This is a genomic window from Clostridium sp. (assembly GCF_051650885.1).
Classification (GTDB): domain Bacteria; phylum Bacillota; class Clostridia; order Clostridiales; family Clostridiaceae; genus Clostridium.
Map to the genome: position 1 here is coordinate 1 of NZ_JBOFRG010000320.1, position 17,083 is coordinate 17,083.

Here is a 17,083-nt window from a genome sequence, read left to right on the forward strand (position 1 = left end):
TAAAGGATATAAAAATTAAGAATAGTACACCATTTTTGATTTTATTTATCCTTTCTTTAGTAGTTGGAAGTGGATTATCAATATACTTTAAAGAATTAGGAAATCCACTATTTATGTATTTTCATACAAGCCTAAATCCACCAGTATTAATTGGAAGTATAAGCTTATATACATTCTTCTGTAATATAAAGATAGAGGAAGGAATTTTAACTAAAATAGCAAAATATACTTTTGGAATATATGGACTACATTTTATGATTGTATTAATCTTAGGAAATATTCTAGCAATAGAAAATGCAATACTTGGAGTTTTAATTATATCTACAGGGAGCTTTATAATATCATTAGGAATTTGTATGTTGCTTTATAAAGTAGAAAAGATAAGAAAAATAATATTTTAATGTATAAAAGCAATAGAAGTTTAAACTTTTATTGCTTTTTATAGTGAAGTAAATTTTAAAATAAGTATGTAATAAATTTTACTAATAACATTAAAAGACCTAAGAAGAAAAATAAGTAACCGATAGGTATTAAAAATAATAAAAAAAAGAAGTTTTAAAACTTCTTTTAAAGAATTTCTAAAACTTCTACTGTATAATTATCTCCAGGAGCTTCTACGGTAACAATATCTCCAACTTTTTTTCCAGCTAAAGCTTTTCCTAAATCAGATTCAATACTTATTTTCATATTTTCAGGATCTAAATCCATAGTAGTTACAAGAGTAACAACATCTTCAAAGTCATCATCAACAAATTTAATCTTTGCCTTGCTATTAATGCCTAAAGTTGATTTATCCAATTCATCATCCTCAATAATGATAGCAGTTGCAAGCATTGTCATAATATATTGGATTTTATTATCATTTTCACGATAGTTTGCACAAGCTTCCTTATATTCAGCGTTTTCTGATCTATCACCATGAGCTGCAGCTACAAGCTTTTCTTTAGCAATTTCAGCTCTCGTTACACTCATTCTATAATCAAGTTCATCTTGTAATTGTTTTATATTTTCTCTAGTTAATCTATTATGCATAAATAAACCTCCAAATAGTTTTCTTATAACATTATATACTATTTATAATAAAAGAAAAATAAATTATGATTAAAACTACATATATCATGGAAGGTTTAAAATAAATTAATCTAAAGATTCAGGGTGAGTTAAAGATCTACCTGAATCAAGTCATATTTATAGTGTTTTTTTATTGCTTAAAATAAAGAAATGACTGAAACGGTCATAGAAAATAAAAAAATGATTGAATTTGACTGAAAATGATTGACAAGTAGTCATTAATCATTTACAATTAAGACATAAGATGAACGAAGGGGTGGTATTCATGATAAAAAAGAAAACACATTTAACAATTTTAGAAATGTTAGAAAATAATGAGTTAATAAAAGTTTCTGAAATACTTGAAGAAACTAAAGCATCTGAATCCACTATAAGAAGAGATTTAGCTTATTTAGAAAAAGAAGGACTTTTAATAAGAGTTCATGGGGGAGCTAAAAGGCTAGATACTAAAGAAGAAGAGTTATCTTATACTGAAAAGTTATCAAAGAACATAGGGGACAAAAGAAAAATTTCAGAGTATGCAGCAAAGGAAGTTTGTGATGGGGATTCAATTTTCTTAGATGCTGGAACAACAACTTTTGAAATGATACCTTTTCTAAAGGGGAAAAATATTTTTGTAATAACTACGGGAATAGATCATATAGGGGAGCTTATAAAATATAATATTCCATGCTATATGGTAGGCGGAAAAGTAAAAATGAAAACTAAGGCAATTATAGGGGGAGATGCCTTAGAATTCTTAAAAAAGTTTAACTTTGATAAAGCATTTTTAGGAGCTAACGGAGTGGATGAAAAGTTTGGTTTCACAACGCCAGATGGAGAAGAAGCAAGCATAAAGAAGCTTTCAAAGGAGCTTTCAAAACAGGTATTTATTTTAGCAGACAATTCAAAATTAAATAAAAGCACATTAGTTAAATTTGCAGAATTAAATGAAGGAATTATTATAACAGATAAAAATGCAGATATAGAAAAAATAAAAGATTTAACAGAAATAAGGAGGGCTAAATAATGATATATACATTAACACTAAATCCTTCTATTGACTACATTGTAAACGTTAAAGATTTAAAAATCGGTGAAGTGAATAGAAGTTTTAATGAAATAAAATTCCCAGGGGGAAAGGGAATAAATGTTTCAAGAATTTTAAGTGAGTTAAATATAGAAAATACAGCACTTGGTTATATAGGCGGATTTACAGGAAGATTTATTGAAGAAAGCCTTACAGAGTTAAATATAAAAACTGATTTTATTAAAGTTAATGGGGATAACAGAATAAATGTAAAAATAAAATCAGATGAAGAAAGTGAAATAAACGGTGCAGGACCTGATATAAGTGAAGAAAATGTACAAGCTTTATTAGATAGACTAAATGCTTTAAACGAAGGAGACTATTTAATACTTGCAGGAAGCATTCAAAAATCACTTCCAGAAGATTTATATTTAAAAATTCAAGATATGCTTAAAGAAAAAAATGTATGTGTTGTAGTTGATACTTCAGGACAAGCTTTATTAGAAGCTTTAAAAAGAAAACCATTCTTAATAAAGCCAAATGATAAGGAAATAGAAGAGATATTTAATATTAAGTTAAATGGAACAGAAGATGTTATAGAATATGGAAAAAAACTTTATAGCCTTGGAGCAAGAAATGTAATTATTTCAAGAGGTGGAGAAGGCGCAATTCTTATTTGTGAAGATGGAGTGTTTAAAGGAAATGCACCTAAGGGAGTTGTACAAAACTCAGTTGGAGCAGGGGATTCTCTTGTTGGAGGATTTGTAGGAACCTTCAGCAAAACAGGGGATATATTAGAAAGCTTTAAATATGGGATAGCTACAGGAAGTGCAAGTGCTTTTTCATTAGACCTTTGTACTAAGAATGATATAGAAAAGTTATTAAAAGAAATAAATATAGAAAAAATATAAGATAATGGAGGACTAAAGATGAGAATATCAGATTTACTAAGTAAAGAAACAATAGCCCTAAATTTAAACGTAGAAAATAAAAAAGACGCATTATCTAAGATGGTTGATGTTTTAGATAAGGCAGGAAGACTAGAAGACAGAAAGCTTTATGAAGAAGAAATATGGAAAAGAGAAAATAGTTCATCAACAGGAATTGGAGATGGAGTAGGAATTCCACATGCTAAAACTAAAGCAGTTAAAAAAGCATCCCTTGCAATGGGTCTTTTAGAAAAAGAAATAGAGTTTGAAGCACTAGATGATGCACCAGTTAATCTTATATTTATGATTGCAGCACCTGAAGGAGCTAATAATGAGCATTTAGAAACTCTTTCAAAGCTTGCAGTATTATTAATGAATGAAGAATTTAAAAAAGAGCTTTTAGCTAGTAAGACACCAGACGCGGTGCTTGCAGTTATAGATAAATTTGAAGATGGTGAAAAAGAAGAAGAAAAGCCATCAGAGGAAGTAGTTACAAAGAAAGCAGATGAGACTTCAAAGAAGCTTATACTAGCAGTAACAGCTTGCCCAACAGGAATAGCACATACTTATATGGCAGCAGATTCTTTAAAGAAGACAGCAGAAACTTTAGGTTATGATATAAAGGTAGAAACTAATGGTTCTACAGGAGTTAAAAATGGATTAACAGCTGAAGAAATCGCTAAGGCTGATGGAATAATAGTAGCAGCTGATAAACAAGTTGAAATGGCTAGATTCAATGGTAAAAAAGTAGTTATTGTACCAGTGGTACAAGCTATGAAAAGACCAGAAGAACTTATAAATGAAGCACTTTCAGGAAATGCACCAGTATATACTGATAATGGTTCTTCAAATAAAACTAATAAAAATGAAAAGACAGGATTCTACAAGCACCTTATGAGTGGAGTATCTAACATGTTACCATTTGTAATAGGTGGAGGAATACTTATAGCAATATCATTTATGTTTGGAATAAATTCAGCAGACCCTGCAAGTATAGAATTTAATAGATTTGCAGCAATGTTAAAAGAGATAGGTGGAGGAAATGCCTTTGGACTAATGGTTCCAGTTCTTGCAGGATTCATAGGAATGAGTATTGCAGACAGACCAGGATTTGCACCAGCTATGGTAGGAGGACTTATTGCAGCTAACCAAGGAGCAGGGTTCTTAGGAGGACTTATTGCAGGATTTTTAGGTGGATATATTATCTTAGCATTAAAGAAAATATTTAACTTTATACCACAATCACTTGATGGATTAAAACCAATGCTTATTTACCCATTACTAGGTATCTTCTTCACTGGAGCAATAATGTTTACAGTAGTTGTAGGACCAGTAGCTTGGATAATGGTTAGCGTTGAAGGTTTCTTAATGGGAATGGGAACTACTAACTTAATGTTACTTGGAGTATTCTTAGGTGGAATGATGGCTATTGATATGGGTGGTCCAATAAACAAAACAGCTTACACATTTGCAGTAGCAATGCTTGCATCAGGAAACTTCTTCCCAATGGCAGCAGTTATGGCTGGAGGAATGGTTCCACCACTTGCAACAGCATTAGCATCAACAATCTTTAAAAACAAATTTACTCAAGAGGAAAGAAATGCAGGAAAAACAAACTATGTTTTAGGAGCATCATTTATAACAGAAGGTGCAATACCATTTGCAGCAGCTGACCCAATTAGAGTAATACCAGCATGTGTTGTAGGTTCAGCAATAGCAGGAGGACTTTCAATGTTCTTCAAAATAGGATTACCAGCACCACATGGAGGAATCTTCGTATTCCCAATAGTTGAAGGAAATCCATTACTTTACTTAGTAGCAGTAGTAGTAGGAACTATAGCAGCAGCTTTAATAATGGGATTTGTTAAGAAAAAAGCAAATTAGGTGATAATTGCTAATTAATAATGAAAAATAAAGAATTTTGGATGAAAGATTATGGACAGGTTGGTTTTACCAACCTGTTTTTTGAATAAGCAAACTATTTATGCTAAAATATGGTAAAACGGTTTGGGAGGGGAATATGGTTTTATTAGTTGTAGATACGCAAAAGTTATTGGTGAATGAGAAGCTTTATAATTTTGAAGGATTTGTTAGTAATATTGAAGCTTTGATAGAAAAGTCTAGAGAAAATAATATTCAACATATTTGGCAAAGATTCCTCCAAATCAATGTTAATAGGTGGGGGAGGAATTGCCATTAATCTCTTGTATATATTTCAGTAAATTGTAATATAATATTAATGTACTGAAATATGAAAGGAGAATTGTAAAATGGAATTTGTTGTTACTGCTAAAGTTAAACTACTACCAAATGAAGAACAAAAAACACAACTTATAGAAACTATGAACTGCATTAAATCTGCATTAAATTATACTTCTAAAGTAGCTTATGACAATAATTTACTATCTTCTATGAAGAAATTACAAAATATTGTTTATAAAGAACTTAGAGAAAATTATAATTTAAAATCACAAATGGCTTGTAACGTTTGTTCAGTAGTAGCAGGTACTTATGCAAGTATGAAAACTAATAAAGAAAACACTTTAGCCTTATACAAAAAATCTAAATTACAATATTCCTATAATAGAGATTATTCATTTTTATCTAATGGATTAATTAGTATTGGTACAGTTAATAAAAGAATTAAATTACCTTACACAACAAAAGGATTAGAGCATTATTTTGATGGCTCTTACGAGTTTGGAACTGGAACTTTAGTTTATAAGAAAGGTAAATTTTATTTACATATTTCTGTAAAAAAAGAAATCCAAGAACCTAATAATATATCTAATGTTATTGGTGTTGATTTAGGTATGCGATTTTTATTAACTGCGACCGACTCTAATAATAATCATTTATTTATAAATGGAAAACAAATAATCTCTAAAAAAGCTAAATTCTTAAAACAAAGAAAAGACTTGCAATCTTTAGGAACAAAATCTGCTAAAAGAAAACTTAAAAAGCTTTCGGGAAAAGAAAACCGTTATCAAACCAATGTTAATCATTGTGTTAGTAAGGCACTTATAGGTTTTGCTAAAAAAGATAGTCTAATTGTTTTAGAAGATTTAACTAATATTAATATAAATACTAAGATACACCATAATTATCGCTATTATCGTATGAGTTGGGCATTTGCTCAACTAAGACAGTTTATAGAGTATAAAGGACTAATGAGTGGAATTAAAGTAATTGATGTTAATCCCAAATTCACAAGCCAAAAATGTCCTAAGTGCGGCTATACCCATAAAGATAATAGAGATAAAAAGACTCATACATTTACTTGTATTTCTTGTAGTTATAAGTCTAATGACGATAGGGTTGGTGCATTAAATCTTAGACAAATGGGAATAGAGTACCATCATCATAATTCCATAAAGGAAACTAATTAAGTATATCTTAGTTAGATAGGGGTGTTGTCAACCACCCTATGGTAGCCTATGTTTGAGGAAGGAGCTTAAACAATAAGCGTTCGCACTTCGTGTAGTAGAGTTGCAAGCTCCCACTTCTAAAGTGGGGGGGAGTTGACGCCTTAGAAAATGAAAAGATTTTTGTGAAAAGTGTAAATAGTTCCTTTAAAGAAACGGGTCTTTTAGAATATTTAAGAGAAAGAAATGAGAAAGATATAATTATTGTAGGACTTCAAACCGATAAATGTATTGATGCTACTGTAAAAAGTGGATTTGAACATGGATTTAATATGATAGTACCAATAGATGCTAATTCAACTGTTGACAATGAGTTTTTAAGTGGGGAGAAAAGTCATAAATATTACAATGAATATATGTGGCCAAATAGATATGCAAAATGTATTTCTATGGAAGATACATTAAATTTGATAAAAGAAAGTTTGTAAGGCATATTAAAAAAATATATATAAGTAGGAGAGGTTAGATGAGATATACTTGTTCAAGTTGCAATGTTCATGCATGCAATAAAAATAATTTAGAAAGAGCACCTAAGAATTGTCCAAGTTTAAATGATGGACAAGAAATTGAGAAAGTTTATTTAGAAGAAGAAAACTATAAAATTGCTCAAATATCGGCAGAGATAGTTATGGAGAATTATGGTGAAAAGACAAGGATTGTAGAGATTATAGACTTTGCAAAGAGATGTGAATATAAAAATATTGGATTAGCTTTTTGCATTGGATTACAAAAAGAAGCATCTGTGGTAGAAAAAATCTTTAGACAAAATGGCCTACAGGTTGAAGCAATTATTTGCAAGGTAGGAGCAGTAGACAGAGAATTAATAGGGATAGAGGATTGTGAAGTACCTATGTGTAATCCAATAGCTCAAGCAGAATATTTAAATGATAGGAAAACAGATTTAAATGTTATCTTAGGGTTATGTGTAGGACATGATTCTTTATTTTTCAAGTATTCAAAGGCACCTGTAACTGTTTTGGCTGTAAAGGATCGTGTTTTAGGGAATAATCCATTGAAAGGTATTTAGAATAAATTAGAGTAAGGAGTGTAATTAGATGGATGAGTTAATGAAGGGATTTTGGGAAAAAGTAGTGTTAAAAGAAAAAGAGGGGTTAAGAAAATATTTTTGTGAGGATGCTAAAATTAGATGGCATTGTACAAATGAGCTATTTAATTTAGATGAGTATATTATAGCAAACTGTGAGTATCCAGGAGAGTGGAATGGAGAGGTTGAAACTATTGATGTTATTGATAGCAAAGTAATTACAGTAACTAGGATTTGGAACGAGGAAATTTCTTGTCATGCTATTTCTTTTTTTATACTAGAGAATAATAAGATTAAAGAGCTAGATGAATATTTTGGGGATGATGGTTTAGCACCTAAATGGAGATTAGCTAAAAAAATTGGGAAGAAAATAAAATGAGTATGTAAATAAGTAGATTATATTACTCTATTTTAAAAGGTGAGTATGAATCTATGTTTTGTAGGTGGTAGTGATGGAAAAGATATTAGTGTTATATTATTCAGGTGTAGGAAATACAAAAAGAGTTTCAGAAATAATTAAGACTAATATTTCTGAAAGGTATAGTGTGGATATATATTCTGTAGAAGAATTACCAAAGGGTTTTAGCTTTCAAAATTATAAAGCTTTAGCAATTGGCTTTCCAACAATACATTCTGCACCTGCAAAAATGATAAGTGTATTTTTAGATAAATTAGAAAAACTTAAAGAGCCGATAGGAGCATATATTTTTACTACATTTGGATTATATTCTGCCAATTCTTTAAGAATATTTGGAAAGAAGTGTATTGATAAAAATATTATACCTATCCTAAATAAAGGATATAAATGTATGGCAGTAGATGGTGTACTACTTACACCATCTATAAAGTATTGGTATTTAGACCAAAAAAATTTAGATGAAAAATTGAGAAAAGATACAGAAGAATTTATAGAGATGATAGATAAGCAGCTAAATAGAAATATTCAGAGAATAAAACTATATAGTATATTAAATTATCCAAATAAATTGTTAGGAAGTATGTATTCATTTAAAATATACTTACACAAAGATAAGTGTATAAAGTGTTCGAAGTGTATAAAGAACTGCCCAGTTCAAGCATATGAAGCTGATAGGGAAGGATTTCCTAGAATAACTTATAAAAAATGCATAAATTGTTATAGATGTATACATCATTGTACAAGAAAGGCATTATCATTGTGGAAGAAAAAGAATTCAAAGAAAATTTTGTATGAAAAATAAATATGTGAAATTTTCCAAAAATATTTATGTTTATTTTTTATAAAAATTTGATATGATATAAGTAAAGATTTAGAGATTTGTATTTATATAAAGATGCAAATAAGAAAAGCTTAGCGTGTTAACACTAAGCTAGGTCTTAGAACGTTTTTTTAGTTTTAGGGCTATTGAATTGATTTACTTAAATAAAATATATCAAATGAAAAAGCACAACTATTCTTGGTCGGAAGAGGTGTTTTTTTTAATGTGTAGAAATATAATACAATGATTGTTTGTTAAAACAAGTAAAAAGACTAATAAATTTATTTCAAAGTATACTGGATTATGACTCAAGCTTCTATTGTTAGAGTTTTTTACGTTTAATTATTAGACAAACAATACTTTGACATAAATATCATTTAGTAATTAGGTCTATTACTTTGCAGAACTAACTTCAGATTATAAAGGTTAGATAAAATAATATGAATTAAAGGAAGTTACTTTTTCAATTCACATTACTTTTTATACTTCATATGTTAAAATTTAACATATGAAGGTGATTGAAGGGGGAAAGTATGAAAGCAAAAAGAATAGGAATAATTATTGGTATAATAATTGGAATAGGATTAGTTGGAAGTTTTTTTGAGGAGCAAGCAATTACTACAGTAGATAAGTCAATAACTAAAACAGAAACAGAAACAGAAAAAGCAAAGGAAGAGCCTAAAAAGGAAATTATTTTAGATGAGAGCAAAATTGTAAAAACTGTTGATGAAAATGGAAAAGTAGTTAAATCTTCAACAGAAAAATCAAAAAAAGGTGCTAAGATTAGCAAAGCAATTCTTTGTTCAGAGGTTGAGAGAACACTCAATCGTGAAATGGGTGAAGTAATTGAAAAGATTAAAGTGTACGAACAAGAAGGAATGATAGTAATAGATATTACGCCATTTGATGGTTTTATTTTAGGGGCTAAAACGCTTGGAGGAAGTAATGCTGATTATAAGAGTATGATTAGTGGTTTTAAAGATATTAATAATAGTGCTAAAGACGTATTTGTAGCAGGTGGGCACTCCATTAATGTAACTGTTATGGTTAGGAATGACCAAAATAAAGCAAATACAGTTTTAGGTTTTTTAAATGGAGTATTGATATTTGATTATATTAATGGCTAAATTTTAGTTTTAAAAAATTAGCTAAAATTATTTATGAAAGAAAATAATAAACACCGTATAATTGAACTTTAAGGATAAAAAAATAATTAAAGAAAGATATTTAGGAGGTGTGGAGGTTATGAAAAAAGTAAGGTTAGTTTTTCTTTGTGTGACTATGGCTTTAGCAACAGTTAGTTTTATTGGATGCACTAATAAAGGGGAAAAGACATCAGAGAAGGAGAGTACTTTATTAGAAGCGGAGAAAGATAATAAAAAAGAAACTAAAGATGAGGAAGTTAAAGATGATAAAAATAATTCGGATATACAAAAAGCTGAAGAAAAAGATTCTGAGTTAGAAAGTTTGAAAAGCAATAATAAAGATAACACAATAAATGAAAGTAATATTGTAGAGAAAAATGAAAAACTTAAATATCCTGTACTTGCAGAGAAAAAAGCTAATAAGGTAGTTGAAGAATATATAAATAAGATTTCTAGTTTATATGATTTAGCAGAACTGAATTATAAAATTATGTATCAAGATAGTAAAGCTATATCTATTTTCTTTTTTGGAAATATAAAAGCAGAATCAAGTGCATATCCAAGTAAATTTGAATCTACATTAAATATAAATTTAGAATCAGCAAAAATAATAAAACTTAGTGATATTGTTAATATAGATAAGGCATTTATTGAAAAATTTAAAGAGGCATTAGTAAGTAAATGTACTTCATTAGGAGTAAATGCTTCAGATTTATTTGATTTAGAAAATTTAGAGGAATTACTTAAAAAGTCTGATAATGTAACGGAATATTTACCAGAAGTACAATCATGTTTTACTCAAAATGAATTGGAAATTATATTAAGTGTTCCTCATGCAATAGGAGACTATATTAAAGTTAGAGTAAGTATTTTTTAGCCATAGTCAGTAATAAAAGTTGACTATGGCTATTTTTATTAGTCTTAAAAGTTAACTTGTACTAATTATATAGTTTTGATAGGATAGCAAAGACAATTATAAAAAGGGTGATAGTTAGGCTTTAAACATAGGTAAATAGTTATTATATACATAAAACAATTATATTTTACTTATATCTAAAAGGAGAATATAATAAAGACATAGAAGAGATTGGTTGCAGCAATGAATGAAACAAAAGAAAAAGTTTATACAGAAGAACATACGAAAGAAGAGGCGATTAATATGATGAAGTATATTAAGAAGTTAGAAAATTATCCTATTGGGATTAGTGGAACTTGTTTAGCATTTATTACTTTAAGTAATAGTTTTAAAATAAGAGGAATTGAATTTGTAAAACCATTAGCAGTAGCACTTGCTATAGGCATGCTAGTTTTAATGGTTGGGAAGTTTATTGTAAATCCTAGAAAATTTTATAATGAAATGAAAGATCCTTTACTTGGAACTTATTACCCAACTTTAGCAATGGTTTTATGGTTAGTAGTTGCATTTATGTATCCATTTGCACCAAAAGTTTGTACAGTTTTATGGTTAGCTGGTGTAGTTTGGCATTATTTTATAGTAATTTTATATACAGTTTTAAGAATAAAAGAAAGAAATTTCAAAAATATATTACCAACAGCATTTATTGTTTACACAGGAATGATTACAGGTTCAATTGCTAGTAAAGGAATTGTAGGAGTAGAACCAATTGCTAAATTCATGTTATTATTTGGATTTATATTCTATACAGCATTGTTACCAGTTGTTTTATATATAGTATTTAGAGAAGAAAAAATAGCAGAACATCAAATTCCTAGTATTGGAATTATATGTTCACCAGCACCACTTGGAGTTGTAGGAATGCTTACTTTATACAAAAACCCAAATCCAATTATGTTATGGTGGTTAATAATTACAGGATTACTTTTATTACCAGTTGTTTATAGTTATATTATTCAAGAATTCAAAAAAGGATTCAAACCAACACATGCAACATTTACATTCCCACTTGCTATAGGAACACTTGCAAGCTTTAAATTAGGATTTTACTATGTAGGACTTGGATATGCAAACTTAGGACATTTCTTTACTTTCCTTGGAAATGTTGAAATATTTATAACAAGCTATGTAGTATTCAAAGTATTATTTAACTTCTTAAAAATGTTTGTAAAAGTATTAAGCCCAGAAGTTGAAGCTAAATTTGAAAAAGAAATGGAAACTGCAGGAGAAGTATTTGCAGAGGAAGCTCAATAGGAGTTAAGAAGTAAGAGTTAAGAGAAAATTTGCAAAGCAAATTTTAAAAGGAAAGAAAAACCCAATTGGCAGAGCCAATTGGGTTTTTCTAACTATTAACTATTAACAAAAAAGTTGTTGATTTTTTTGGAATTTGTGTTATATTAATAAGAAAATAAAAAAACTTTTTTGTATAATCCCTATAATATGGTTAGGGAGTTTCTACCAAGAGCCTTAAATTCTTGATTACAAAGATAATAAGATTATTTTGTCTTGTTGTCTTTGTAATCAGGAATTTTTTTTATTTTAAATTAAAATTAGTGCACGAATTTTAGAGGGGTATGGTTTTTAGTAGAAATGGTGAATTAAAAAAATAATAGTTTGAAATATATATGATTAATTAAAGAGGAGAAGAAGGATGAATTTAAAAGAATTACCTAAAATAGAGTTACATTGTCATTTAGATGGAAGTGTTAGAGTAGATACGATTATTGATTTAATGGAAAAAGAGGGGATGGATTTAGAAGGATTAAGCAGAGTAGATATTGAAGAAATGCTTATGGTTTCTGAAGATTGTAGAAGCCTTGTCCAGTATTTAGAAAAGTTTGAATTGCCTTTAAAGCTTATGCAAAGAGAAGAGAATCTAGAGAGAATAGCTTATGAACTTATGGAGGATGCATCTAAGGAGAATATAAAATATATTGAAATAAGATTTGCTCCAATTTTGCATGTTGAAAAAGGTTTATCTTTAGAAGAGGTTATAAAAAGTGTTATTAAAGGAGTAAAGAGAGGAGAAAAGGACTTCAATATAAAAGGAAATTTAATTCTTTCGATTCTTAGGCATATGGATAAAAAATATGCAATGCCAGTTATTGAGGCGGGAAGAGAATTTATAGGGCAAGGTGTTGTTGCTATAGATTTAGCAGGTGCTGAAAATGAAGGCTTTGTAGATGATTTTGTTGAAGAGTTTAAAATTGGAAGAGATTATGGATATAATGTTACTATTCATGCAGGAGAAACAGGCTATAGCATAAATGTAATTGAGGCTATAGAAAAATTAAAGGCTACAAGAATTGGGCACGGTATTGCAATTATGAAAGATGAAAAGGCGTATAATCTTGTAAAAGAAAAAAATATAGTTTTAGAGATGTGTCCTAAAAGTAATGTTCAAACAAAGGCTATAGAAAATTATGAAAATCATCCTATAAAAAAATTATTGAATGATGGAATAAAGGGGTGTCTTTGTACTGATAATAGAACAGTTTCTAATTTAATTTTAACTGATGAATTTTCAAATGGAGAAAAAGTTTTGGGACTTAATGAGGAAGAGTTTAATGAGATTTATAGAAATGGAGTAGAAGGAGCATTTTGTAGCGAAGAAGAGAGAGTGGAGTTGAGAATTAAGAATGAAAAATTAAGAATGAAAAATTAAGGAAAAAATTCGCTTGGGCGAATTTAAGGAGTTGAGAAAGGGGAGATGTTAAAATAGATAGTCCTTGAACTCTAAATTTATATTTTCAAAATTGTGTATAAGGTTTTGATTTAAATTAATAACCTAAGTAGAAAAGTTTTAATTCTGCTTAGGTTATTTTATTTGACATATTTTTAAAGTTAATATTAAGTGTTATTTTCGCAAAAGTTGTTATTCATTGCTAATTTTAAATTTTTAATTAAAATCAAATTCACCAAAAATTAACAGAATTTCAAGAGGGATTAGGATATAATTTACATAATTGAAGGAGGAAGTAAAATGTGGAAGTATGTTAAGTCTATTTTCTTTGCTGCTATAGTATATTTATTTTTTAATATCTGTTTTGCAGTTGTGCAAATAGCTACTATGGTGGGATTTCATATTAATCCTTATTTGGGGATTGAGAAGGCTACAACAAAAGCAGTGGCAATTTCTATGGGAACTCAAATTAGTGTGATCACTATTTGTGCTGATATTTTTACAGTTTTATGTGCTTTTATAATAATTCAGATTTTTACAAAGAGTAAGTTTAAGAATATTATAAAGCCAGTAAAGTTTGATAAAAGAAAGCTTGGGGTTGTAATTACTGTTGGACTTGGATGTTCTTTAGTAGTTAGTGTTATAGCTAGCCTTTTAGCAGCACCATTTTTTAAAGATCAGGAAGTAACAAAGATGTTTTCTAATATGACAACGCCAATTTCTATAATAGGGACTGTTGTTGTGGCACCAATTGCTGAAGAAATAATATTTAGGGGAATTTTATTTAATTTTATAAAAAAGAGAACTAGTAATATTATATTTGCAATTATTATTTCTTCAGTAACTTTTGGTATAGCTCATGGAAATGGAATTCAAGGAATTTATGCAAGTTTACTTGGAGTATTTTTAGCTCTTATATATTTGTATACAGGTTCAATTTTTGGAGACATTTTGGTTCATATGGTTGCAAATGGAACTACAGTATTACAAACAGTAATTATAGAAAGTCTTAGTGGTAGTGCAAAAACTAAATTTGCAACAGATTTAGGTATTATACACATTTTTATAGGAGTGGCTATTTGTTTATTTGCATGGTATTTCTATAAAAAGCAATCTAAAAAAGAAATTAAAAGTGGGTTCCTTATGAGTGGAGCAATTTTATGTGTTATAGGAGTCATTTTTATTGCAGGAATAACAATTACAAAAAGTAAAATGAATCCTAAGGTAAATAATAAGCATGCAATTACTCATCAAATTAAGAAGAGCTAAGAGGAGAAATAGATGATTAAAATAACAGATGTAACTAAAAAGTATGGAAAGAAGAATGCTGTAGAGGTTATGAATTTAGAAATTAAAGATGGTGAGATATTTGGGCTTTTAGGTCCTAATGGTGCAGGGAAAACTACTACCATTAAGATGATAACGGGGATTACTTCTATAAGTGTAGGTGATATTGATATAAATGGTTTTGATATTACTAAAAAGCCTTTAGAGGCTAAAAGAGAGTTTGGATATGTTCCTGACAGTCCAGATATGTTTTTAAAGTTTACAGGAATTGAATATGTAAACTTTATGGCAGATGCTTATGGTGTACCTAAAAAAGAGAGAGAGGCTAGAATTAAAGAGCTTTCAAAAACTTTTGAAATGGAAGGTGCTTTAGGAGAAACTATTAGTAGTTATTCTCATGGAATGAGACAAAAGATTGTTATAATTGGTGTTTTAGTTCATAACCCTAGAGTTTGGATTTTGGACGAGCCATTAACAGGTCTTGACCCAAAATCAGCATATATATTAAAGGATATGATGAGAAAGCATGCTGATGAAGGAAATTCAGTTCTTTTTTCAACTCATGTTTTAGAGGTTGCAGAAAAGGTTTGTGATAGAGTTGGAATAATAAAAAAAGGAAAACTTATTTTTGTTGGAACTTTAGAAGAGCTTAAAGAGAAATTTGCAGAAGATGAATCTTTAGAAAAAATATTCTTGGAGATGACTGAAAATGAGTAGAGTTTTATTATTACTTAAATATTATATGAAGATGCAGAAGACAAAAGGGAAATTACAAATGCCAACATGGGTTAGGTATTTACTTTTTGTAGTGATAATATTAATGCTTTCTGGAACTTATGCAGGAGCAGTTGGAGGGAGCTATGGATTTTTAAAGAAAACAGGAGCAGAAAGTGTTCTTCTAGAACTTATTTTAGTTTCAGGGGGGATTTTAACTTTAATTATTGGTTTTTTTAATGTTATAAATACCTTCTTTTTAGCAGAGGATACTGAAATGTTTCTTCCATTGCCTTTTAAGGGAAGTGAGATTGTTTTTAGTAAACTTATTTCAACCCTTGCATATCTTTATATTTACTCATTAATAATAGCGTTGCCTCTTATAACTTATGGAATAGTATCACATGCAGGAGTTATGTTTTATGTATATGCATTTTGTGCCTATATTTTTAATCCAATTATTCCTATGATTTTTGCATTTATAATTTCAAGTATTTTAATGAGGTTATTAAATTTAAGTAAGCATAAAGATGCAGTGAAGGTTGTATTTACAATAGTATTAATCACATTAATAGTTCTTATAAATATAGTATTTAAAAGCAATGATATTGGAAAGCAAACTGCTGATATAGTAATGACAAAAGCTGTATTAATTAAAGCTATTTCATTAATATTTATAAACGTTAAGCTTGTATCACTAGCATTAGTTTCATATGGAAGCATAGGTGGTTTATTAAATATTTTAGAAGTCTTTTTAATAGTTTTAATTTTATCAGTAATATTATATTTTGTTTCAGAAAAAATGTATTTAAAAAGTATAAAGGATTCTGCTGATGGAGAAGGAAAAAAGAAAACGGGAAAGATTATAATAAGAGAAACTTCAATTTTAAGAGCCTTAATTATGAAGGAGTTTAAAGTAGTTTTTAGAACACCAGTATTTTTAATAAACTGTGTTGTAATGCTTTTTTATATTCCAGTTATATATATTTTTATAATATTTTCAAATGCTTTTAGCAGTCCATATTGGCATGTAGGCTTTGTAGTTATAGGGGCATCAACTATCTCAATAATGATAGGGATGTCTAGCGGTTCTGCGGCAAGTACAGCATTAAGCCGTGAAGGAGAAAATATTGTAGTATCAAAATATATTCCTGTAAGCTATAAAACACAAGCATTAGCTAAGCTTATATCAAGCTTTTTAATAAACTCTTTAATAATTTTATTAGGAATAGGGATTTTACTTTTTGAAAGAGTAGGTGTAGAAATATTTGTATTAAGCCTTATAATTCAAATATTAGCATGTTTTCTTGTAACAATTATAGGAATATATACGGATTATTCACATCCTAAAATTACATGGGAGACTGAAAAAAGTCTTTATAAAGGGAATTTCAAAAACTTTACTAATATAATAGTAGGTGCAATTTTAGGTGGAATAATTTTAGCACTTGCAATTGTAATTAAAAATACAATAATAGTATTCCTTTTAAATGCAATTATATTATTAGTGATTATAGCTATAATAGGAATTTTATTAAACAAGAAAATAGTTAAAACTTATGAAAGTCTTTAAAAAGTGGTTTTTACCACTTTTTTTCTTTAAAGGAAATGTTGTGTATAA

17 protein-coding genes, 1 pseudogene and 1 riboswitch are annotated in these 17,083 nt (G+C 28.7%); of the genes and pseudogenes, 17 read left to right on the top strand and 1 reads right to left on the bottom strand.

The window, feature by feature from the left end:
* Positions 1-401, top strand: a 401-nt coding sequence (locus ACRC28_RS15610; protein ID WP_438544366.1) for an acyltransferase family protein, incomplete at its 5' end; no start/stop codon positions are given.
* A gap of 166 nt (positions 402-567) precedes the next feature.
* On the opposite strand, the gene ACRC28_RS15615 is transcribed toward ACRC28_RS15610, so the two are convergent.
* Positions 568-1,032: a GreA/GreB family elongation factor gene (locus ACRC28_RS15615; protein WP_438544367.1), complete on the bottom strand. Its 465-nt coding sequence runs from the start codon at positions 1,030-1,032 to the stop codon at positions 568-570.
* 304 nt (positions 1,033-1,336) lie between these two features.
* On the opposite strand from ACRC28_RS15615, the gene ACRC28_RS15620 reads away from it, so the two are divergent.
* The 16 genes and pseudogenes from ACRC28_RS15620 (at position 1,337) to ACRC28_RS15695 (ending at position 17,035) form a co-directional block, all read left to right on the top strand.
* Positions 1,337-2,080, top strand: a complete 744-nt coding sequence (locus tag ACRC28_RS15620; protein WP_438544368.1) for a DeoR/GlpR family DNA-binding transcription regulator — start codon at positions 1,337-1,339, stop codon at positions 2,078-2,080.
* Positions 2,080-2,991: a 1-phosphofructokinase gene (gene pfkB, locus ACRC28_RS15625; protein WP_438544369.1), complete on the top strand. Its 912-nt coding sequence runs from the start codon at positions 2,080-2,082 to the stop codon at positions 2,989-2,991. The genes ACRC28_RS15620 and pfkB overlap by 1 nt, the downstream gene beginning before the upstream one ends.
* Before the next feature lie 18 nt (positions 2,992-3,009).
* Positions 3,010-4,893 (top strand): PTS fructose transporter subunit IIABC, encoded by a 1,884-nt coding sequence (locus ACRC28_RS15630; protein ID WP_438544370.1) that lies wholly within the window; start codon positions 3,010-3,012, stop codon positions 4,891-4,893.
* 136 nt (positions 4,894-5,029) lie between these two features.
* A complete protein-coding gene (locus ACRC28_RS15635) occupies positions 5,030-5,209 on the top strand; it encodes a hypothetical protein (protein WP_438544371.1) in 180 nt (59 codons plus the stop codon).
* A gap of 70 nt (positions 5,210-5,279) precedes the next feature.
* Entirely contained in the window at positions 5,280-6,398 is a 1,119-nt protein-coding gene (locus ACRC28_RS15640; protein ID WP_438544372.1) for an RNA-guided endonuclease InsQ/TnpB family protein, read from the top strand.
* 140 nt (positions 6,399-6,538) lie between these two features.
* A pseudogene (locus tag ACRC28_RS15645) lies at positions 6,539-6,862 on the top strand (isochorismatase family protein); the annotation flags it as partial.
* A gap of 38 nt (positions 6,863-6,900) precedes the next feature.
* Entirely contained in the window at positions 6,901-7,461 is a 561-nt protein-coding gene (locus ACRC28_RS15650) for a DUF1847 domain-containing protein (protein ID WP_438544373.1), read from the top strand.
* 28 nt (positions 7,462-7,489) lie between these two features.
* Positions 7,490-7,858 carry a nuclear transport factor 2 family protein gene (locus ACRC28_RS15655; protein ID WP_438544374.1) on the top strand — a complete coding sequence of 123 codons (369 nt, stop codon included), beginning with the start codon at positions 7,490-7,492 and terminating at the stop codon, positions 7,856-7,858.
* A 73-nt stretch (positions 7,859-7,931) separates the two neighbouring features.
* On the top strand, positions 7,932-8,699 hold the full coding sequence (locus ACRC28_RS15660; protein WP_438544375.1) for an EFR1 family ferrodoxin: 768 nt from the start codon (positions 7,932-7,934) through the stop codon (positions 8,697-8,699).
* Positions 8,700-9,250: 551 nt separating this feature from the next.
* Positions 9,251-9,844: a hypothetical protein gene (locus ACRC28_RS15665; protein ID WP_438544376.1), complete on the top strand. Its 594-nt coding sequence runs from the start codon at positions 9,251-9,253 to the stop codon at positions 9,842-9,844.
* Between the two features lie 118 nt (positions 9,845-9,962).
* Positions 9,963-10,739, top strand: a complete 777-nt coding sequence (locus ACRC28_RS15670) for a hypothetical protein (RefSeq protein ID WP_438544377.1) — start codon at positions 9,963-9,965, stop codon at positions 10,737-10,739.
* 222 nt (positions 10,740-10,961) lie between these two features.
* Positions 10,962-12,032 carry a TDT family transporter gene (locus ACRC28_RS15675; RefSeq protein WP_438544378.1) on the top strand — a complete coding sequence of 357 codons (1,071 nt, stop codon included), beginning with the start codon at positions 10,962-10,964 and terminating at the stop codon, positions 12,030-12,032.
* A gap of 148 nt (positions 12,033-12,180) precedes the next feature.
* A riboswitch (purine riboswitch) is annotated at positions 12,181-12,280 on the top strand.
* 149 nt (positions 12,281-12,429) lie between these two features.
* Positions 12,430-13,443, top strand: a complete 1,014-nt coding sequence (gene add, locus ACRC28_RS15680; RefSeq protein WP_438544379.1) for an adenosine deaminase — start codon at positions 12,430-12,432, stop codon at positions 13,441-13,443.
* Between the two features lie 318 nt (positions 13,444-13,761).
* Positions 13,762-14,730 (top strand): lysostaphin resistance A-like protein, encoded by a 969-nt coding sequence (locus ACRC28_RS15685; RefSeq protein WP_438544380.1) that lies wholly within the window; start codon positions 13,762-13,764, stop codon positions 14,728-14,730.
* A 12-nt stretch (positions 14,731-14,742) separates the two neighbouring features.
* A complete protein-coding gene (locus ACRC28_RS15690) occupies positions 14,743-15,465 on the top strand; it encodes an ABC transporter ATP-binding protein (protein ID WP_438544381.1) in 723 nt (240 codons plus the stop codon).
* A complete protein-coding gene (locus tag ACRC28_RS15695; protein ID WP_438544382.1) occupies positions 15,458-17,035 on the top strand; it encodes a putative ABC transporter permease subunit in 1,578 nt (525 codons plus the stop codon). The genes ACRC28_RS15690 and ACRC28_RS15695 overlap by 8 nt, the downstream gene beginning before the upstream one ends.
* Positions 17,036-17,083: the final 48 nt, after the last annotated feature.

What these genes read in the sequence shown, in the direction of transcription:
- ACRC28_RS15655 (WP_438544374.1), top strand. Translation starts at nt 7,490, where the DNA reads ATGGATGAGTTAATGAAGGGATTTTGGGAAAAAGTAGTGTTAAAAGAA.
- ACRC28_RS15685 (WP_438544380.1), top strand. Translation starts at nt 13,762, where the DNA reads ATGTGGAAGTATGTTAAGTCTATTTTCTTTGCTGCTATAGTATATTTA.
- ACRC28_RS15630 (WP_438544370.1), top strand. Translation starts at nt 3,010, where the DNA reads ATGAGAATATCAGATTTACTAAGTAAAGAAACAATAGCCCTAAATTTA.
- add (WP_438544379.1), top strand. Translation starts at nt 12,430, where the DNA reads ATGAATTTAAAAGAATTACCTAAAATAGAGTTACATTGTCATTTAGAT.
- ACRC28_RS15690 (WP_438544381.1), top strand. Translation starts at nt 14,743, where the DNA reads ATGATTAAAATAACAGATGTAACTAAAAAGTATGGAAAGAAGAATGCT.
- ACRC28_RS15620 (WP_438544368.1), top strand. Translation starts at nt 1,337, where the DNA reads ATGATAAAAAAGAAAACACATTTAACAATTTTAGAAATGTTAGAAAAT.
- ACRC28_RS15660 (WP_438544375.1), top strand. Translation starts at nt 7,932, where the DNA reads ATGGAAAAGATATTAGTGTTATATTATTCAGGTGTAGGAAATACAAAA.
- ACRC28_RS15640 (WP_438544372.1), top strand. Translation starts at nt 5,280, where the DNA reads ATGGAATTTGTTGTTACTGCTAAAGTTAAACTACTACCAAATGAAGAA.
- ACRC28_RS15615 (WP_438544367.1), bottom strand. Translation starts at nt 1,032, where the DNA reads ATGCATAATAGATTAACTAGAGAAAATATAAAACAATTACAAGATGAA.
- ACRC28_RS15675 (WP_438544378.1), top strand. Translation starts at nt 10,962, where the DNA reads ATGAATGAAACAAAAGAAAAAGTTTATACAGAAGAACATACGAAAGAA.
- ACRC28_RS15670 (WP_438544377.1), top strand. Translation starts at nt 9,963, where the DNA reads ATGAAAAAAGTAAGGTTAGTTTTTCTTTGTGTGACTATGGCTTTAGCA.
- ACRC28_RS15635 (WP_438544371.1), top strand. Translation starts at nt 5,030, where the DNA reads ATGGTTTTATTAGTTGTAGATACGCAAAAGTTATTGGTGAATGAGAAG.
- ACRC28_RS15695 (WP_438544382.1), top strand. Translation starts at nt 15,458, where the DNA reads ATGAGTAGAGTTTTATTATTACTTAAATATTATATGAAGATGCAGAAG.
- ACRC28_RS15650 (WP_438544373.1), top strand. Translation starts at nt 6,901, where the DNA reads ATGAGATATACTTGTTCAAGTTGCAATGTTCATGCATGCAATAAAAAT.
- pfkB (WP_438544369.1), top strand. Translation starts at nt 2,080, where the DNA reads ATGATATATACATTAACACTAAATCCTTCTATTGACTACATTGTAAAC.
- ACRC28_RS15665 (WP_438544376.1), top strand. Translation starts at nt 9,251, where the DNA reads ATGAAAGCAAAAAGAATAGGAATAATTATTGGTATAATAATTGGAATA.